The organism is Runella sp. R5_40 (assembly GCF_057652295.1).
This window is the reverse complement of sequence record NZ_JBYFCH010000001.1, coordinates 14147-32944: the sequence shown is the minus strand read 5'-3', so window position 1 is coordinate 32944 and position 18798 is coordinate 14147. Positions and strand designations below refer to the sequence as shown.

General features: G+C 45.7%; 17 protein-coding genes. 3 read left to right on the top strand and 14 right to left on the bottom strand.

Translation table 11 applies throughout. The annotated features are described in order from the left end of the window. Window positions 1-22: 22 nt before the first annotated feature. The 14 genes from AC23N5_RS00135 to AC23N5_RS00070 form a co-directional block, all read right to left on the bottom strand. On the bottom strand, window positions 23-901 hold the full coding sequence (locus AC23N5_RS00135; protein WP_183971986.1) for a hypothetical protein: 879 nt from the start codon (window positions 899-901) through the stop codon (window positions 23-25). Beyond that, entirely contained in the window at window positions 901-1551 is a 651-nt protein-coding gene (locus tag AC23N5_RS00130; RefSeq protein WP_487754053.1) for a DUF2306 domain-containing protein, read from the bottom strand. Before AC23N5_RS00130 ends, AC23N5_RS00135 begins: the two co-directional genes overlap by 1 nt. 21 nt (window positions 1552-1572) lie before the next feature. Further along, window positions 1573-2769 carry a tryptophan synthase subunit beta gene (gene trpB / locus AC23N5_RS00125; RefSeq protein WP_487754052.1) on the bottom strand — a complete coding sequence of 399 codons (1197 nt, stop codon included), beginning with the start codon at window positions 2767-2769 and terminating at the stop codon, window positions 1573-1575. A 10-nt stretch (window positions 2770-2779) separates the two neighbouring features. Next, window positions 2780-3421, bottom strand: a complete 642-nt coding sequence (locus AC23N5_RS00120) for a phosphoribosylanthranilate isomerase (RefSeq protein WP_183972257.1) — start codon at window positions 3419-3421, stop codon at window positions 2780-2782. A gap of 55 nt (window positions 3422-3476) precedes the next feature. Then, window positions 3477-4283: an indole-3-glycerol phosphate synthase TrpC gene (gene trpC, locus AC23N5_RS00115; protein WP_487754051.1), complete on the bottom strand. Its 807-nt coding sequence runs from the start codon at window positions 4281-4283 to the stop codon at window positions 3477-3479. Beyond that, window positions 4283-4882: a Uma2 family endonuclease gene (locus AC23N5_RS00110; RefSeq protein WP_487754050.1), complete on the bottom strand. Its 600-nt coding sequence runs from the start codon at window positions 4880-4882 to the stop codon at window positions 4283-4285. The genes trpC and AC23N5_RS00110 overlap by 1 nt, the downstream gene beginning before the upstream one ends. Window positions 4883-4930: 48 nt before the next feature. Further along, window positions 4931-5920 carry an anthranilate phosphoribosyltransferase gene (gene trpD, locus AC23N5_RS00105; RefSeq protein WP_487754049.1) on the bottom strand — a complete coding sequence of 330 codons (990 nt, stop codon included), beginning with the start codon at window positions 5918-5920 and terminating at the stop codon, window positions 4931-4933. 108 nt (window positions 5921-6028) lie between these two features. Continuing rightward, window positions 6029-6952 carry a hydroxymethylbilane synthase gene (hemC, locus tag AC23N5_RS00100; protein WP_487754048.1) on the bottom strand — a complete coding sequence of 308 codons (924 nt, stop codon included), beginning with the start codon at window positions 6950-6952 and terminating at the stop codon, window positions 6029-6031. Window positions 6953-7109: 157 nt separating this feature from the next. Beyond that, complete coding sequence (locus AC23N5_RS00095; RefSeq protein ID WP_183971979.1) at window positions 7110-8090, bottom strand: bifunctional heptose 7-phosphate kinase/heptose 1-phosphate adenyltransferase; 981 nt, start codon at window positions 8088-8090, stop codon at window positions 7110-7112. A gap of 4 nt (window positions 8091-8094) precedes the next feature. Next, window positions 8095-8661 carry an anthranilate synthase component II gene (locus AC23N5_RS00090; RefSeq protein WP_028524277.1) on the bottom strand — a complete coding sequence of 189 codons (567 nt, stop codon included), beginning with the start codon at window positions 8659-8661 and terminating at the stop codon, window positions 8095-8097. A gap of 44 nt (window positions 8662-8705) precedes the next feature. Further along, window positions 8706-9155, bottom strand: a complete 450-nt coding sequence (locus AC23N5_RS00085) for a methylglyoxal synthase (protein ID WP_183971978.1) — start codon at window positions 9153-9155, stop codon at window positions 8706-8708. A gap of 173 nt (window positions 9156-9328) precedes the next feature. After that, entirely contained in the window at window positions 9329-10147 is an 819-nt protein-coding gene (locus AC23N5_RS00080; RefSeq protein WP_487754047.1) for a DUF3800 domain-containing protein, read from the bottom strand. Between the two features lie 27 nt (window positions 10148-10174). Beyond that, entirely contained in the window at window positions 10175-12199 is a 2025-nt protein-coding gene (gene nadE / locus AC23N5_RS00075; RefSeq protein WP_487754046.1) for an NAD(+) synthase, read from the bottom strand. A gap of 79 nt (window positions 12200-12278) precedes the next feature. Further along, on the bottom strand, window positions 12279-12785 hold the full coding sequence (locus AC23N5_RS00070; RefSeq protein WP_487754045.1) for a thioredoxin fold domain-containing protein: 507 nt from the start codon (window positions 12783-12785) through the stop codon (window positions 12279-12281). A gap of 322 nt (window positions 12786-13107) precedes the next feature. On the opposite strand from AC23N5_RS00070, the gene AC23N5_RS00065 reads away from it, so the two are divergent. From AC23N5_RS00065 to AC23N5_RS00055, 3 genes are all read left to right on the top strand, one after another. After that, window positions 13108-16170: a SusC/RagA family TonB-linked outer membrane protein gene (locus AC23N5_RS00065; protein ID WP_487754044.1), complete on the top strand. Its 3063-nt coding sequence runs from the start codon at window positions 13108-13110 to the stop codon at window positions 16168-16170. A gap of 23 nt (window positions 16171-16193) precedes the next feature. Beyond that, window positions 16194-17573, top strand: coding sequence for a RagB/SusD family nutrient uptake outer membrane protein (locus AC23N5_RS00060; RefSeq protein ID WP_487754043.1), 1380 nt, complete (start codon window positions 16194-16196; stop codon window positions 17571-17573). 345 nt (window positions 17574-17918) lie between these two features. Then, window positions 17919-18794: a hypothetical protein gene (locus AC23N5_RS00055; protein WP_487754042.1), complete on the top strand. Its 876-nt coding sequence runs from the start codon at window positions 17919-17921 to the stop codon at window positions 18792-18794. The last annotated feature ends 4 nt before the right edge of the window (window positions 18795-18798 follow it).

The following is an 18798-nucleotide window of genomic DNA, read 5'->3' as shown; positions in this document are numbered from 1 at the left end:
AGGCGGAAAAAGTTCGATACCTTTATTGAATTGTGGGGGTGTCGTGCCACCATTCGTCGTTTTCCCAGTAATTGTCCCAGCCGAGGTGGCGGTATTTTTTATTGATTTCAACGTCGCGTTCACCAATAGAAAAATCGGTTAGAATATCGTTGGCAAAAATGAACAAGTCTTTGGCCCACACCACGGGTTTTGTTTGGTTTGTTTTATAGTTTCGCCAATTTCCGTCAAATTTAAAGCCACTTCCCTGCGCAGGTGCGTTTTGAGAATAGTACCAAAGGTCAATTGTTCCGTCTTTGCGTTCGTAAAAATCGAGGAACATTTTTCCCGAAAATACACCAGAGCCTTTAAAAATGGCGTTTTCTTTTAGCTCAAACGTAGCTTGGGCCGAGTACGACTCTTTCAAAGCAAACTCATCGTTGTCGTAGTGTTCTTCGTTATGGTTAGGGTCTTTGAAGGTCGCCAGTTTATCAAACGTTACGGTACCTTCAAAAGGCGTAATGTTCTTTTTATAGCGGTTTTTCCCTTTTACATAATAGACCGTTGGGTTCAACGAATCGCGGCGAACTTCCGAGAAATAAAACTCAATTCGGTAGTGGTCGGCTCCGTAAAAACCATCAAAACGGTTGGCATATCCGCCTTCGGCATCAGCCATAAATAACAAGGGCGTAATATCGTGTTCTCCAAAAAAACTTGCCAATTGTTTCTCCGAAAGCGGGCTAACAATCAACGCTTTCAACGGGGCCGTGGTATCTTTCCGCAGCGAGTCCACGGCTTCTTTATGCGTCACGAGTTTGACGGGTACGGCCGTAGGTTTTGAGTTCTCGTTGGTATTGCGGGCACACCCATACCAAGTAAGAGCAGCGAAGCCCAGGAAAAAAGCTTTGTTTAAAAAGAAGCGCATCAACGAATTTTATGGATTAGGTATGTACCAAGGTTGTTATAAATCAAAACTTCTGCAATTATCAAATTGACGACCCACGATGCCCACGTGACCGTTAGATAGGTTTCGATGGGTTTAGTACTTAAAAAATACACCATCACGTAGCTTCCCACTCTCAAACTCATCGCGGCCAACGTCACGGCATAGCTGCGCATCATCCATTCTACGTGTCTTTGCCACTGGTTTTTACGGATTTCGTACCAAGCAACGAGGGTAGTTAGCCACCATACAAGGCATTGCAACGAAAACCCTACTTTGGCAGGCAAGCCGCCGTTGGCGTACCATGCCAGTACAAAACCCGACGGGGCGGCCAAAAACAGTATCGAAAATACGTAAACTTTTCCAAGGGTTTGGTGCAAACGGCGATATTTTTTTACAAAACTTGGAATGAATTGAAACAAGCCAATTCCCATCACCCACCAGCTACTTAGGATATGGACGTAGAACCCCACTTGAAAGTCTTTTTTTGCCAAAACTCGGTCGGTTTTGGTCGTCAAGAAGTCTATTTCTGGTTCAAAACTTAGGTAAGGAATTACCTTCGTGAGCATCAGGATGGTGAATGCCGCAACGGAGAGGAAGAAAAGGGTAGCAGAAAATCGAGAAAAGCGCATATTCAACTACCCTTTCATTTTCTATAAATACTTCATGTACGTAGCCAAGTCTTTGTCGCCACGACCTGAGAGGTTAATCACTACTGTTTCGTTGGAAGCCGCTTTTAAGTAGGGAAGTACGGCTAAAGCGTGTGAGCTTTCGAGGGCAGGGATAATACCTTCTAACTTAGCAAGCTCCATGGCTGATACCACCGATTCGTCGTCGGTGATGGCGTAGAACTGCGCCCGCTTGCTGTCGTGCAAATGCGCGTGCAACGGCCCAATGCCTGGATAGTCCAAGCCTGCGGAAATAGAGTGAGGTTCAACCACTTGGCCGTCTTCGGTTTGCATCAGAATGCTTTTACTGCCGTGCAATACCCCGATTTTACCCAAAAACGTGGTTGCGGCCGACAAGCCAGACTGAATACCGTGGCCGCCAGCTTCTGCCGCCACCAATTGTACCGAAGCATCGTCTAAGAAATGATAAAATGCTCCTGCGGCGTTGGAACCTCCACCTACGCAAGCAATGACGTAGTCGGGGAGTTCGCTGCCCGTTTTTTCTAGCAACTGTTTTTTAATTTCTTCCGAAATCACCGACTGAAAACGCGCCACCATGTCGGGGTATGGGTGTGGCCCCACGACAGAGCCAATGATGTAGTGCGTATCGGTCGGATTATTAATCCAATGGCGCATGGCTTCGTTGGTCGCGTCTTTGAGGGTTTTAGAGCCACTCGTTGCTGGGCGTACTTCGGCGCCGAGCATTTTCATCCGAGCCACGTTTGGTGCTTGGCGCTGAATGTCAATTTCTCCCATGTAAACAATGCACTCCATGCCCATCAAGGCACATACCGTAGCTGTTGCCACGCCGTGCTGGCCTGCGCCCGTTTCAGCCACAATCTTTTTCTTCCCCAAGCGACGTGCCAACAGAATTTGACCAATCGTATTATTTACCTTGTGCGCTCCCGTGTGGCACAGGTCTTCGCGTTTGAGGTAAATAGTTGTGTTGTATTTTTCGGAGAGGCGTTGGGCCAAATACAGCGGAGTAGGACGCCCTACGTAATCGCGGAGAAGCGCCTGAAACTCTTCTTGAAAATCGGGTTGAGCGATGATGTGGAGGTAATTTTCACGAAGCTCTTCCACGTTTGGATAAAGCATTTCGGGAATGTATGCCCCGCCAAACTGGCCATAATAACCGCGTTCGTTGACTTGGAAGGGGGAATTTACGGACGTTATTGCCATTGTGATGTTATTAAAGTTCGATTTCTTCTTCGGCGGGTCGAACCAAGTCGAAGAGTTGTCTTAGTTTTTCAATGTCTTTAAACGCAGGTTCAGTTTCAAATTTACTGTTGACATCCAATCCAAAAATTTTGATGCCTAGTTCTGCAACCTGCTCTATATTTTCTAATGATAAACCACCGCTTAGAAAGAATGGTTTATCGTTTTGATAGCGTTTTAATGTGTTCCAATCAAATGTCACTCCGTTTCCACCTGGTTGTGAACCTTTTGCGTCAAACAAGAAATACTCGCAATGCGGGGTGTAATTATTAAGGCTGTTGAAGTTAAACGCTTCGTCGATTGAAAAAGCTTTAATGATATTGACACCTCGGCTTTTGAGGGTTCGGCAAGCGTCGGGCGTTTCGTTTCCGTGGAGCTGCACAAATTGTAAATCGTAGCGTTTTACTTGCCTAAGGATAAAGTCAGGGTTGGCATTGACAAAAACTCCTACCTTTTTACTGGTCTTGGGAATATTTTTGATAAATTCCTCATCGAGGCTTTCCCCTACGAAGCGAGGTGATTTGTCGTAAAAAATAAATCCGATAAAATCAGGTTTCAACTCCAGCAATTCGGCCAAATTAGCCGTGTCACGCATTCCACAAACTTTAATTTTCATCATAAGGCAAAAAGTGCGCAGGCACCATTAAAAAAGTTAACTAATACGTCGGCTATTAAGCAAATTGTGTTTTTGACGTAATCTCAGCGACCAAACCGCGCAAGGCAGCGGCGGGGTCTTCGGTTTTCATAAACGTTTCTCCAATGAGAAAGCCTTGATAACCAGCCGCTCGCAATTGCACGATTGTATCGGCATCTTTGAGACTACTTTCGGATATTTTGACGAAATTATCGGGAATAAGTTGCGCTAATTCCAACGATGTTTCGACTGATGTAACAAATGTTTTAAGGTTTCGGTTATTAACCCCGACCATGTCCACGTGCTCGCACAAGCTCTGTTCCAATTCCTCGCGGTCGTGTACCTCTAGCAGCACTTCCAAACCAAGGCTGTGCGCCTTTTGTCCTAAGTAGCTAATCTCGTCAGGAGTTAAGCAAGCCGCAATGAGCAAAATCACATCGGCGCCGATGGCTTTGGCTTCCCATAACTGATATTCGTCAATCATAAAATCTTTGCGAAGCATGGGCGTTGTTGGATTGGCAGCGCGTGCTTTGCCAAAATCTTCAAACGTACCACCAAAGAAATCCGTATCGGTCAATACCGATAGGCCATTTGCACCTGCTGCCACGTATCCTTGGGTCACGATGTCGGGCTGAACGCGGTCGTTGATGATGCCTTTGGAAGGAGACTTACGCTTAAATTCGGAGATAATGCCCGAAGCACCGTTGGCGGTAAGGGCGTTTTTGAGCGAGAGAGTGGGGCGACCAAAAAGTGGCGCTTGTTCAAGTTGGGCAAGGCTCACCCGACTTTTGGCGTCGGCTACTTCGGTACGTTTGTGGGCTACTATTTTGTCGAGAATATTCATTAGGGTTCAAAAATTTTGGCGACTGATATTTCAAGCTCAGGCAAGATACTTGTCGTTATCACGTCGTCTTCTGTAAAAGGCCGTAAGCCAATGTATTTTCCTTCGTCATTGAGTACATACACAAAGATAGCGTTATCGTTGGGTTCTACCAACCAGTATTCTTTCACGCCATTTTCTTCATAAACTTCGTATTTATCGCGCATTTCTTTTTTGGTGTTTCCTGGCGATAAAATTTCTATGATTAAATCGGGAGCACCAATACAACCACGGTCGTCGAGTTTATCACTATCACAAATCACACAAATATCAGGCTGAACCACCGTGTAAATTTGATTATCCGCGCGTTTTTTACCTTTCAATGGCGTGAGACGTACATCAAAAGGAGCTGTGTACATTTCACAACGTTTTCCATCGAGATAGTTACCGATGGGTAAAGACAATTGCCGTGAAATCTTCTGATGTCGTCGTGCTGGTGCAGGCGACATGTTAAAAATCTTTCCTTTGATGAGCTCCAAACGTTCCTCAAACGTCCACGTTAAATAATCAGCGTAGGTGTAGGTACCATTAAGGTCTAATTCTTCAAATGTCATCACACTCATAAGAAATACAAGTTTTCTTTGGGTTATAAGTAACCCAAAGCACGCTACCTACTCTTCAATCAACGTTTTGAACGCCGCCAGCGCTCGCTTGCTTTCCAATGACTCTCGGGCCATGGCTACGGCGTCAGTGAGTGACAAAGTAGAATCAGCAGCAAAAAGCGCCAAACCTGCGTTGGCCAATACAGCTTCTTTTTGGGCGGCTGTTGCCTCATCATTCAGTACATTCAGAAATATCGTTGCCGAATCTGCTAATGTTTCTCCTCCAAATAGCTCTTCTGGTTTCAGCGTCTTTAATCCTAAGTCGGCAGGTACGAGAATCTGCTCATTGTGTGCCGTAATAATCTTAAAATCACCCGTCAGTGATACTTCATCGTAGCCATCCAACGAATGAACAATCAAGTATTTCATGTCCGACTGCTGATAAAGATAGGCGTAAAGGCGCGCTAATTCAAGGCTAAAAACCCCCACCATTTGTTTAGGCGTAAAACTCGGGTTAATCATCGGCCCCAGCATGTTGAAAAATGTTTTTATCCCCAACTCTTTACGAATGGGAGCGACGTTTTTCATGGCAGGATGAAAGAGCGGCGCGTGTAAATAACAAATGCCCGCTGTTTCCATTTTCCGACGGAGATAATCAACGTCGTTGGTGAACTTGATGCCCAAATACTCCAATACTGTCGATGACCCTACTGCGGACGACACGCCGTGATTACCCTGTTTAGCCACTTTCTGCCCCGTTCCTGCGACAACAAAAGCCGAAAGCGTCGAGACATTGAACGTATCCTTTCCATCCCCCCCCGTACCGCAAACGTCCATGGCATCAAACTCCGAGAAATCGACGGGAAGAAGTAAATCGAGCATGGCCTTACGAAAACCCGTGAGTTCTTCTACCGTAATGCCTCTAAGCGCAAAAACGGTTAGAAAACTAGCGATTTGAGAAGCATTATATTCGCCACGGCCAATGCCCAAAAGCGTCTGGTAAGCCGTTGGTTCGTCGAGCGTTTGGTAGTTCAGTAGGTGGTTGAGGGTTGCTTTCATATCGGTTTGGTGCCAGACCCTCCAAGTTTTTTTCTATTTAGACCCTCCAAGTTTCAAAAACTTGGAAGGTCTTCTTGCGACTTGGAAGGTCTAAACCTCATTTTCTGTTTACAAATTCTGTTTTATTTGGGCTAAAATCTCAGCCGCCCCTTCGGCCAATAGTTTTTCGGCTAATTCGCTGCCTATTGCTTCTGGGGCTGAAGTATCTCCCGTTACGGTATGTTTCAGCAAGGTTTGCCCATCCAGACTCACGACTCCTCCTGTGATACTCAAACCTTCTGCTTGGTGCGTTGCTAGTCCAAATACAGGCACACTACAACCGCCTTGCAAACGTCTCAAAAAGGCACGTTCGGCCAAGAGACAGGCTTCGGTCGCGGGGTGGTTGAGTAGCGCTCGTAGTTTTTCTTTTTTTTCTGGGGCAATGGTAGAGCTGCATTCGATAGCCACGCTTCCTTGTCCCACCGCAGGTGTAAATTCATCAAGCTGCAAGTGTTCACAAATCAACGAGTCGTATTCCATACGGTGTACGCCTGCATAGGCGAGCAAAATGGCATCACACTGCCCTTCTTCCAGCTTACGAAGACGCGTTTGGAGGTTTCCACGCATATCCACCGTTTTGATGTGGGGATAAAAATGTTTCAACATCGCCACTCGACGCGTCGAAGAAGTACCCACCACAAATGCCTCTCCGCTTTTTAATGAAAGCGTTGTGTTGTGGCTTACGAGCACATCGTTTACGCGTTCACGCTCGGTAAAAGCAATCAGTTCCAGGTCTTCGTCCAGCTCTGACTGCAAGTCTTTGGCACTATGAACGGCAATGTCAATGCGACCGTCGCGAAGCTGGTCTTCAAGTTCTTGGGTAAAAACCCCTTTACTTCCGATTTTGGAAAGCGAGCGGTCAAGGATTTGGTCTCCTTTGGTTTCAATGATGACAATCTCCGTCGAAAGCCCTCCCTGTTGAAGTGATTTTTCGACGTAATACGCTTGCCAAAGAGCCAAACGGCTTCCACGTGTTCCGATTTTTATGTGCATGAATAACTTCCGTTCTGAGTATATTAAACTTTACTGTTTTCTCAATTTTTACCCGCAGAGATTCGCAGATTAGAAAAACGCTGATTTTCGCTGAAGTTGACTATCTGCGTTCATCTGCGCCTTTAAATTCTGCGTTAATCAGCGGGTAACACTTTCTCTACCCTAAACTCTTCTTCGCCTCCGCTTTCAGTATTTCTTTATCAATCGGTACTACCCCCACGTGTTCGCAAACGAGCCCGCCGCCTAGGTTGGAAAGTTCCGCCACTGTCGCTGGAGCAACCCCCAATGCTACCGCACAAGCTGCAATACTAATTACGGTATCTCCTGCCCCCGACACGTCCGCGATTTCGCGTTGGTGTGCTGGGCTGCGGTGTTGTTTATCCAAATAATCAATATACACGCCTCGCTCCGAGAGGGTTACAAATGCTCCTTTGGCGTTGAGTTCGTAGCGGAGTTTTTTTACGACAGCTTTCAGTTCGTCTTCGTTGCGTACATCAAACTCTACTTTCAGCCCTTCTTTCAGCTCCTTTAGATTCGGTTTGAACAAAGTGACGTTTTGGTAGGCCAAGAAATTGCGCTTTTTAGGGTCAACCACCGTTGGAATCCCTAATAAGTTGGCCGCATCCGTAATTTCTTTGATGACATTGGGGCACAAAACTCCTTTGTCGTAATCTTCAAAAAGCACAACGTGGCATTCGGGCAATAACGCTTTGGCTTTCTCAATCAGCTGCGCTTGTTCTTCCAGTGTAATCACCTTGTCGGTTTCGGTGTCCACCCGAACCACCTGCTGCGAACCCGCAATGATACGTTCTTTGATGGTCGTGATGCGGTCGGGGCTTTGTAAGATTCCGTCGGTACGCAACTGACGTTTTGTCAATTCGCCCACTAAATTTTGCCCTTCCGTATCTTGACCCACTACTGAGCAAATAATGGGCTCAGCGCCGAGTGCGTGTATATTCAAAATTACATTCCCTGCTCCTCCCAAGCGGTATTCGCGGCGTTGGGCCACGACCACAGGAACGGGTGCTTCGGGCGAGATTCGTTCTACTTTTCCCCACACGTAGGCATCCAACATCACATCTCCTACAATCAGTACGCGTAGTTGGTTAAAAGAATCGAACAGTTGATCAATAGTCATACGATTAAATAGCAAGCCAATTTTGTAGCATTTGTTTTCCGTGCTCTGTTAGCACCGACTCAGGGTGAAACTGTACCCCACGCACATCGTACGTATTGTGACGAAGTGCCATCACTTGGCCATTTTCATCCACGGCCGTGATGGTCATGGTATCAGGTACGGTTTCGCCCACCACCGTCCATGAGTGGTAGCGCCCTACTTGAAACGACGATGGAAGCCCCTTGAACAAAGGCTCATTGGCATCTGTGACAATGGCTTTATCACTAATGCCGTGAAGGACATCCGACATATTGTTAAGGCTTGCCCCAAATACCTCCCCAATGCCTTGATGCCCTAAGCATACCCCCATGATGCTCTTTGTAGGGGCATAAGTGCGCACTAAATCTTGTAAAATTCCTGCTTCTGACGGAATGCCAGGGCCAGGTGAAAGAAGAATTTTATCATAGTTGGCTACATCTTCCAGCGCAATTTTATCATTGCGGTGTACTTCCACGTCATCGTGCAACTCACGAAGGATATACACCAAGTTGTAGGTGAAAGAGTCGTAATTATCAAGAACCAAAATTTTCATAGTAATAGCTATTTGTGGCAAAAGTACCCAATTCCGTCCGTACCTCAAACCTTACGTTTAAGATAGGAGTCGTAGTCGGGCAAGTTGGTTTCATATTCTTGGTACATAAGAGGAGAGGTAAGAACGTAGTCGGCCGTGATGCGGTCGCAAGCCATGGGAATGTTCCAAAGTACTCCTAAACGCAAAAGCGCTTTGATGTCGGGGTCGTGCGGCTGAGCCGACATAGGATCCCAGAAAAAAATAAGCACATCCAAGCGACCTTCGGCAATCATTGCCCCAATCTGCTGGTCACCGCCAAGCGGGCCACTAAGTAGGCGCGTTACGTGGACATCGAGGGCATCTTCGAGCAGGCGACCCGTCGTGCCCGTACCAAATAACTGATGGCGTGCTAGCGTGGCTTTGTTGTACACCGCCCATTCAATGAGTTCGGCTTTTTTGTTATCGTGTGCCACAAGCGCAATTCGCTTTCGGGCTGGAGTAAGGCGGGTTTGCATATTGTAGTTAAATATTCGCTGTAAGGTTGGTATTTAGGATACAAAAAATATCATCAACTTCTTTGATAAATCGGCCAAAATCACCGACATTTGTGACAGAAAAGCTTTTAAAATTCCGAAGACTTACGTGCTACGTGAGCGTTTTAGGTAGGATTTTAGGGGCTTTTCTTCGTTTATACTCCTTCATATTCATACTCGCTGGGTACAAAAAGCCAATGGCGATACGAGTGTATAAATCTATTTGTTACATTCCCGTCTATTCCCGTCGTCATTCCAATATTAAAGTTAGGTCTCACTTCACGTATAAGTTTATTAATGTGCTGATAGACCTTCTCTTTCGCTATCGTACGTTTTCCGCGCTTTAACTGTCCAATAGGTTTTTCTTTGTGCATGTCGTTAAGTCTAAAAGCCATAGCTCCCAAAACTACATCTAAACATTGCATCAAAATATGGTTTTTGGAGTCCACTTCGTAAATAGAATCTTCCTTTATCTGAATTTTAGCCTCTTGGAAGTCAGGAAGGAATTGCAATCCAAAAACGTACCTCTTAAATTCTCTGTTTTTCTCTTCTTTATCTGGAATGTTATCAAAAAATATTTCAAGGTCTGTGATAGACCCTGAAGGTATATATTTGAGGCCAAAAGCATGTTTGAGAAAATGATAATATAGAATATGGTACTGCTTGTTTTTATGATTTTCTGTAAGCTTTGTTGGCTTTAAACGGTTATCTGTAAACATAATTCTTACCTTGACGATGTCTTGTTTCACTAATTCAAAAAAAACATCCATCATGATTTTGTAAGGTTCAAGTCGTAAGACATTAATGTTCTGCCATTTTAGCTCGCTATCCTCAAGGTTCAAATCTTGCATTTTACTCAAAAGGGCATTTTTGACCCATTCAAAATCACTTTTACTTATGAGTACACCACCATAGAAATTCGAGTACTTTTTACCCGATTTTAGTGATTCGTCGCAAAAAATATAAAAACCCATATCTGACTGTACTTTCTAAAATTTAACCTAAAACCCAATTTTCCCCTTACGAGCTTTGGCATTCTTCCCTTCAAAATAGGTTTTAAGCTCTTCGAGTTCTTTCTCAAACCCTCCCGAAAGAATCGGGAAGCGGCACCAAGCGCGCGGGTCGAGGTTGTAATCGTCGAGGTGGAATCCTGGGGCATAGCGTTCTCGTTTCCATTGATTTCGACTCCATAATTTGAAGAAACGGTCCACCGACGCATACAACGTTTCGCGAGAATACTTTTCGGCAAAACGAACTTCCATGCTACGGAAACAGTCAACGGGTGACTTCTTGTCTCGAATCGCTACTTCCTCAATTGCATCTAACACCTCGTAAGGCATCAGGTCTTTCTCGTCGGTTTGCATTCGCTCTTTCGGACGCAATTCGGCCGTGGGTTGCAAGCTGTTTACTTTTTGCAAACCTTCCACTTTAATATGATGCCCTTTGACGTGGCAACCAATGGTTTCGAGCCACACTAACCACTGACGAAGCCAGTATTTATCAATCCCCGCAATAGGGCTAATGCTCCCCGCCGTGTCCCCATCCATGGTGCAATACCCCACGGCAACTTCAGAACGGTTGGAAGTTGCTAACAACAAGTGTCCGTATAAATTGGCCAACAGCCACACGCTCGGGGCACGTACCCTCGCTTGGATATTTTGCAACGGAATATCGTCTTGCTCCCACGTAAGGTCACGACCTATTTGCTCTTCAATAAGCCCTTTGTACGTTTCTACAAGTCCATTTATATTAATGTTGTGGAAAGTCGCGCCTATTGATTGGGCCAAACTTGCCGCCGATTCGTAGGTATCGGTAGAACTGTTTTCTGTTCCTTGATAAATACTATGAATCAACTGTTTGGCAATACCCTCGACGGTTGTTTCTTGTTGAATTTTTTTGATATGCCCCAGTTTTTGTTTGAACGCTTCAAGACCAATACTTTCATCCGCCAAACGAATCATTAAACCACACAATGCCACGCAAGCACAAGAATCGGCCCCTCCTGAAAGCGATACTGTAAAGCCATACGAACGGGATTTGCGCAAATAATCGAACAACGCCAAGCATACTGCCCGCGCAAACTCCTCTTCCTTTAAATACCCGCCTCGCTCAAATGGCTCTAACTCCGCTGTTTGATACGCGGGCGCTACTTCGTGCCACTGGAAGGTGTCAGTCACTTTCCAATTGCCGCCAGCAACGGGCGATTTTATTTGCGAATGAGAAAGTCGGGTGACATCCGTATCAATGACCGCCGAAGTAATGTAATAATCGGCATAGCCAAACCGTGGGCTAGAAGCCAACAACGTACCATCGCTGGCAATCATGGCATCGCCGTCAAAAAGAAGGCGGCCAGCTTCGTTGCCCAGTAAGTTGGTATAAACATAACTACACGAAAACGAGCGAGAGCCGTCAATAACGAGCCGCTCGCGGGTCATGAATTTTTGGAAAGCAAAGGGGCTGGCACTAGGGTTGAGGATGATGTCAACGCCTCGGTCAAAGTGCAAACGGCCTGGGCGCTGAGCTACCCACGCATCTTCACAAATTTCAAAACCTACCCGAATTCCCGATAAGTCAAAAATCAAATCGCCAATAGGGTATTGAAAATCACCGACTTTGACCTCGTCGCGTAAGCCCGCAGGCCAACGATGAAACCAACGGTCTTCGTAAAAAAGCCCGTAGTTGGGCAAGTGTTGTTTTGCCGCAAAACCAAGAATACGTTTGTTGACAATCAAACAAGCCGTGTTATATAATTTGTTATTAAACCGCAAAGGAAGTCCCACTGCCACGGCGATACCAGCCGTATGCGCAACGATTTCGTGCAAACTTTCGATGGCCTGCGTGAGGGTATTTGCACTGTAAAAAGCATCGTCGCAGCCGTAGCCTGTAATACATAATTCGGGCAAGCAAAGCAAGCTAATCTCTTGTCGGCGAGCGTCTTCAATCGCACTTACGATGTGTTTACGATTCGATTCCCACGCTAAAGGAGTGGTGTTGATGGTGCCTGCGGCTACTTTAATGATAGACATAGCAGAAAGAATGGTTTATAAAATCCCTGCAAAGGTGCAAAGTTGTCCCTTTTTATCAGCGTATCGGGGGCTAAAACTTTCAGCTACTTTTTTTACGGTTAATGAGGCAGCCTACGGCTTCGGTGCGAGGAGGTACGATAGGTTTTCCTGAAACAAGCGCTTCAAGTGCATTTTGGAGATAAAATTCGGTGGTTTTAGGACGGTATTTCCCAAGTCCAAAAAATTGGTTGTCAACCGCCCCGCGATACACTTCTTGGCCTTGTGCATTTAGTAATACAACCTCGGGGGTGGTGCGTGCGTCATACCGTTCGACCAGCTTATGTTTTCGGTCTATTACGAAGGGCAATGTAAATTGGTATTCGTTGGCAAAAGCTTTTACTTCCGACTTTTTAAGAGACTTGGTGGAAAAAACGGCCGTAAACGCAACGTTTTGGCCATATTTATCGTACATTTCTTGTAATCGTTTGGTCGTTTTTTGGCAAATTGGACACTCGGTATCATAAAAAACGAACAAACGTCCCTGAGAATGAGCTGCTAACCCACAAAGATAGAACGATATGAATAAAAGCAACTTTGACCAAACCATCTTAAAGCCGTCGTTAATTATCCCAAAATTAGATACAGTACTTTGCAAAACATTCAGTAGAATCTTTCGTTCTTAAAAGTACAAATAATTTGGATAAGCCTGTTTTTGCCTGACTTTTTTGTCTAACTTTTCGCCAGCAACTAAGCCACGTAGCGAAGATGGTGCTTGTTTTTAGATAAACTTTGTTGATTATCAATTGTTTACTGAAAGTGACTTTGTTTGTCTAGTCGCAAAAACGCCGACAATTAGCCCAATTCGTATATTTTTTCTAACCTAATAGCTAATTTTTTTCCGAAACGCCTGATTTATAAAATACGTTTACATGAATCAATTGTTACGCAAGTCTTTCTTCATTTTAAGCATGACCTTGGGCTTCTATGGAGCACTCTGGGCCCAAAATCGTACGATAACGGGTAAGGTCACTTCTGCTACCGACGCGCAGCCTTTGCCAGGCGTAAACGTTACCCTCAAAGGCGCTACCACGGGGGTTTCGACAGATGCCGAGGGTAGTTATCGGATTGTAGTGCCCGACGGTAAAGTAACGTTAGCTTTTTCGTTTGTCGGAATGCTCAGTCAAGAGGTGGTGGTCACGAACCGAACCATCATCAACGTCGAACTTCTCGAAAGCCCTACCCAACTTAACGAAGTCGTGGTGACAGGTTACACAACCACCCAACAAAAGGATGTCATTAGTGCCATGACAACCGTAAAAGGAGATCGCCTCAAAAACTTGCCTGTTTCGGGGATTGACCAAGCCTTACAAGGACAAGCGGCGGGGGTTCGCGTATCGGCCGCGTCTGGAACACCTGGGGGCGGGGTCAAGGTTGTCATCCGTGGGAATACCTCAATTAATGCTTCCAACCGCCCGTTGATGATTGTCGATGGCATTCCAGTGTATGACGGAGCCGTATCACAATTTAGCTATGGAGGCCAGCAAGACAACGCGATTTCGGCTTTTAACACCAGTGATGTTGAGTCCATTCAAGTTCTTAAAGACGCCTCAGCTAAGGCAATTTATGGCGCAAGAGGAGCCAATGGCGTGGTATTAATTACGACAAAACGCGGCAAGGCCAACCAAAAAACCAATATTACATTTGATGTACAGCGTGGGGTTTCGGACGTGGTTAAGCGGCTAGATTTGTTAAGCTCCAGCGAAATTTTGACCCTTCAACGTGAAGCGGTAGCCAATTTTAACGCCAAACAAACGCGCTTTCAGGACATGGTTGATCCCGATGCCCTTGGCTTGATTCCTGGCGTAACGGATGCGGTTAATACCAATTGGGTCGATGAAGTACTTCGTAAAGGGATTTATCAACAATACCAACTTTCTACTTCGGGAGGCAACGACCGTACCCGCTTTTATTTGAGTGGTAGCTACCGCGACGAAGAAGGGGTGCAGCTCAACAACCGCTTTGCGCGTTACACGGGTTCTTTTAACCTTGATCATAAGGCGTCTCCTAAACTTTCGTTTGGACTGAACCTAAGCATTGGGAGTACCAAAAACCGCCGTGTGTTTAGCGACAATGCCGTGGATGGGGTCTATGGTTCGGCACTTCGTAGCTTACCATATTATGCACCTTTCAACGAGCAATCAAAACTTTATACCCCCAACGACCCCAACTACCAAGGCTTCCCTAACGGTAATCCCGTCGCCGAGGCATTGTTGCCGCGTCAGTTGACGTACGGGATTAAGTTTTTGGGTGGTGTAAATGCCGAATATGCTTTCATGCCAAACCTTCGCCTTCGTACCAAGTTTAGCATGGATTACAACGGTTCGCAAGAAGATACCTACAACCCGACTGGCACCTTTTACGGAAGCTTACCTTCTGTAGGTGGACAAGGATACGGGGCGTATGGAACGTCTTCGTTAGCAACCTTCTTAAATTCAACCATTTTGACCTACAACACCAGCATTTCGGAAGATCACCACATTAGTGGATTGGTGGGAGGGGAGCTTCTGCATTCGCAAGGTCTTACCTCGGGAGTGCAAGGACGTGTTTTCCCTCGCGATGAGTTTACCTATATTTCATCCGCTGGGGTAGTAGATGCAGGTAGTTCGTTTTTTGCTCAAAATGGTTTAGTATCTGGTTTTGGAGAAATAAAATACGATTACAAAAACAAATATTTGTTTAGCGCCACCGCTCGCTACGATGGTTCGTCTCGTTTTGGACAAGACCGCAAATTTGGTTTCTTCCCATCGGCTTCGGTAGGATGGCGTTTGAAAGAGGAAAACTTTTTGAAAGATGTGGACTTTATCGAAGACATTAAACTTCGGGCGAGTTATGGATATACAGGGAACGAACGCATCGGAAACTACCAATTTTTAGGAACATGGGACGCCACTACTTACAACGGTTCCTCAGGAGTAGGGCCTAACAGCCTTAGTAATCCTAATTTGCAATGGGAACGAACGCGAGAAGCCAACATTGGTTTGGACGTGGCGTTTTGGAAAGGCCGCTTGAGTTTCACGGCCGAAGTGTATGACAACCTGACCGATGCGCTTTTGTTTGCCGAACCACTACCTGCAACTACGGGCTTTGGCTCGCTTCAAGGGAACATCGGTAGCATCTCAAACCGAGGGCTTGAGTTTACCTTACGTTCGGTCAATTTTGATGGTGCATTTCGTTGGACAACTGATTTGAACGTTTCGCGAAATGATAACAAGGTGGTATCACTGGCTTCAGAACAACCGCTATACCGTGGTTTCTCAGCGGCGGGCGTAGGAGCTACCAATGTCATCAAAGTAGGTGAGCCACTTGGTACGTTTTGGGGGCTTAAATACCTTGGGGTGGACGTGGCTACTGGTGATGCCTTGTACGAAGATTTTAATGGCGATGGCCGAATTACAACCGACGACGCCCAAGTGATTGGAAACGCCCAGCCAAAACTGATAGGTGGTTTGACAAACACATTCTCTTGGAATGGCTTTGATGTCAGTGCTTTCCTTCAATTTTCGTACGGAAATAGTGTGATGAACTACGGAAATTCGTTTTTGCTTAACCCAGGCACAGACCTACGGGTGAACCAAACGCGGGCATCGTTGCGCCGTTGGCAGAAAGCAGGTGACATTACAGACGTGCCTCGTTATGAGTATAACAATACTTACAACAGTTACTCAAGTAGCCGCCTTGTGGAAGATGGCTCGTATTTGCGTCTTAAGAACGTGGCCATTGGTTACACGGTTCCAGCCAAGTGGACAAGCAAAATTAAGCTTGGCACGGTACGCTTGTACGCCACGGGTACAAACCTCTGGACGTTGACGCGCTACACGGGCGCCGACCCAGAAGTAAGTACGCTCGATGGCTCGACGGCCGCCCAAGGTATCGACTTCTTTACGTTACCGCAAGTGAAAACGATTGTGGGTGGGGTAACCGTAAATTTCTAACCAGCTTTAATCTTCCGAATTTTATGAAACGTTTATCATACGCATTCCTTCTAACAGCTTTGATGTCGGCCTGTAACACGGTGGTTCTTGACCCACCTGCCGTTGATTTGCTGATTGACGACATTGTATTTACTACCGCCAGCGATTTGCCTTCGGTACGAATTGGGTTGTATTCGGCGGCACGGAGCATTGGAAGTCCTACGGTGCAAGCGGGCGATTTTACGGCCGATAACATTATTCACCTAGGAACTTTTACGGATTACCGAGAACTGGGTACCAAACAAATTACCCCTTCCAACGGGGTTGTTGGGGCTTTGTGGGGGAGTGTGTTTCGCTCGATTTATTTGGCCAATTTTGTGCTTGAGCGCCTTCCAACCATTGCGAGTGTGCGAGCGGCTGATGCGAAGGCACTGACGGCAGAAGCAAAATTCTTACGAGGCTATGCCAATTTTATTGGTGCGCATACTTTCGGAGGTATTCCCAAAGTCACTTCAACGACATTAGCTACCAACCGTACCATCCCACGCGCTTCCAAAGAGGAGATTTTGACTTGGGCGCTGGAAGATTTTCAAGCGGCGCTTGCTGATTTGCCCGATGGCGACCCGCAAGACCGTAACGTGTTTGCAGGATACGCCACCAAAAACGCCGCCCGTGCTGCATTGGCTCGTTATTATCTCTACCAAAAAAACTGGGCGCAAGCAGAAGCGTATGCGACACTTCTCATTAATTCAACCAATTATTCGCTGGTATCGTACAATGACGTGGTAACAAAGGATTTTACCCAAGAGTCTATCTTTGAATTTGGATATACCCTCAACGATTATTCGGGAGATATTAATAATTATTTTGTAGGTCGTCGAGAAGTGGTTCCTTCCAATCAGGTGGTGGTTTCGTTGTTGTCAAGGGAATCGGGGAACCGCAGCCAAACCCTTGTATTTGATTTTACCAAACAAAAAGGCAATGACAATGGTTGGACACTCCGTAAGTATGGAACTGCCGATGAAAGCAACCGCAATTTTGTCATATTCCGTTTGGGAGAAATGTACTTGATTCGGGCTGAAGCTCGTGCGCAGCAGGGGAAAATTACGGGTACAACGGGGGCCATCGCCGACATTAACAGGTTACGTACCCGCGCTGGTGACGGGTTGGCCGACAGTGCAAAACCTCCGTTGATTACGACGGCTACGCAAAGCGAGATGCTGAGTATTATCGAGCGTGAACGGGTTTATGAGTTGTCTTTTGAAGGTCACCGTTGGTACGACCTTGTGCGTACTGGGCGGGCGCAGGCTGTGATGTCGGCTTTTTCAACCAATTGGAACGTCAAGTATGAATTATGGCCAATACCACAAACTGAAATTCAACGAAACCCCTCTTTGGCGGGTCAGCAGAATCCTGGTTATTAGGTTTGATGTTTCCTGTTTGAGGTTAGAAGTTTAGAATATTAATACCTTGTTTGAAAAGTAGTATGATATTTTTTATCCCGCAGATAAACGCAGATTAAAATTCAACGCGGATTGGCGCAGATAAGCTCATTAGCCGAATTAATCACCCAAAATCTGCGGGTAAATTATAAAGAAACTTAATAAACAACATATTAACGATAAACCCGAAACTGAAATTGGCAAAATAGCAAAGGGCAAACCCGAAACTGAAATTGGCAAAACAGCAAACCGCAAACCCGAAACAGCAAACGATAAACCCGAAACAGTAAACCGTAAAACCGAAAAAAGTAAATTAAAAATCTGAAAATGAAATCTAACTATTCAATCATAAAATCAGTCATTTTTGTTTTTCTGATGGTATCGGCGGGGCTATGGCTGGCGAGCTGTGAAGAAGAACGGATCACCTACCAAGGAGGGAATTTTGTGGTTTTTAATGACACTGCCCTCAGTTTCAAGGAAAGTTATTCCAAAGCCATCAAAATCAAAGTACACAATGGCGGGGCAGTACTCAATGAGTCAATTAACATCAGTTATACCGTAGGTGGTACTGCCCGTGAAGGCAGAGATTACCGCATCGAGGGCACGAAAGGAACAGTGATTATTCCTGTAGGCCAGAGTTTTGGTGAAATTACCCTGTATCTGCTCAACAATGCCAATAACATTCTCGAATCGAGTACCATTGAGTTTGCTTTGACGGCCGTAAAGCCTGCCGACAAAGTACAAGTTGGTTTTGGAAAAGGAGGTATGGGCAACAAAATGGTGTTCACCATTCGGGATGCTTGTTTGATGGACGGGCTTTATACGGGGCAATTGCCCGTCAACGCTACCCAATCATATCAGTTGGCCGATATTGAAATTTCAAGCACGGATTGCAAACGTTATACTATCTCCAACATTAACGTTGGATTGATAGGTTTTCAACAGTTTTTTAACTGGGAGGCACCCGTAGGTTTCCAAGCCGAAAAACCAACCCTCGATTTTATTGACAACGGAAATAATACCCTGACCATTCCGCAGCAGGTGATTCCGCAATTTGCCAGTGGGTATGATACTTTGTCAGGAACAGGGGTTTGGAATCCTGTCAATAAGCGAATCTCGCTGAATATTAAGATGAAGGTATATAGTTATGCCACTAAAAAAGATACAAACGTCATTATTCCATTAAACTACGTCCCACAATAACCAC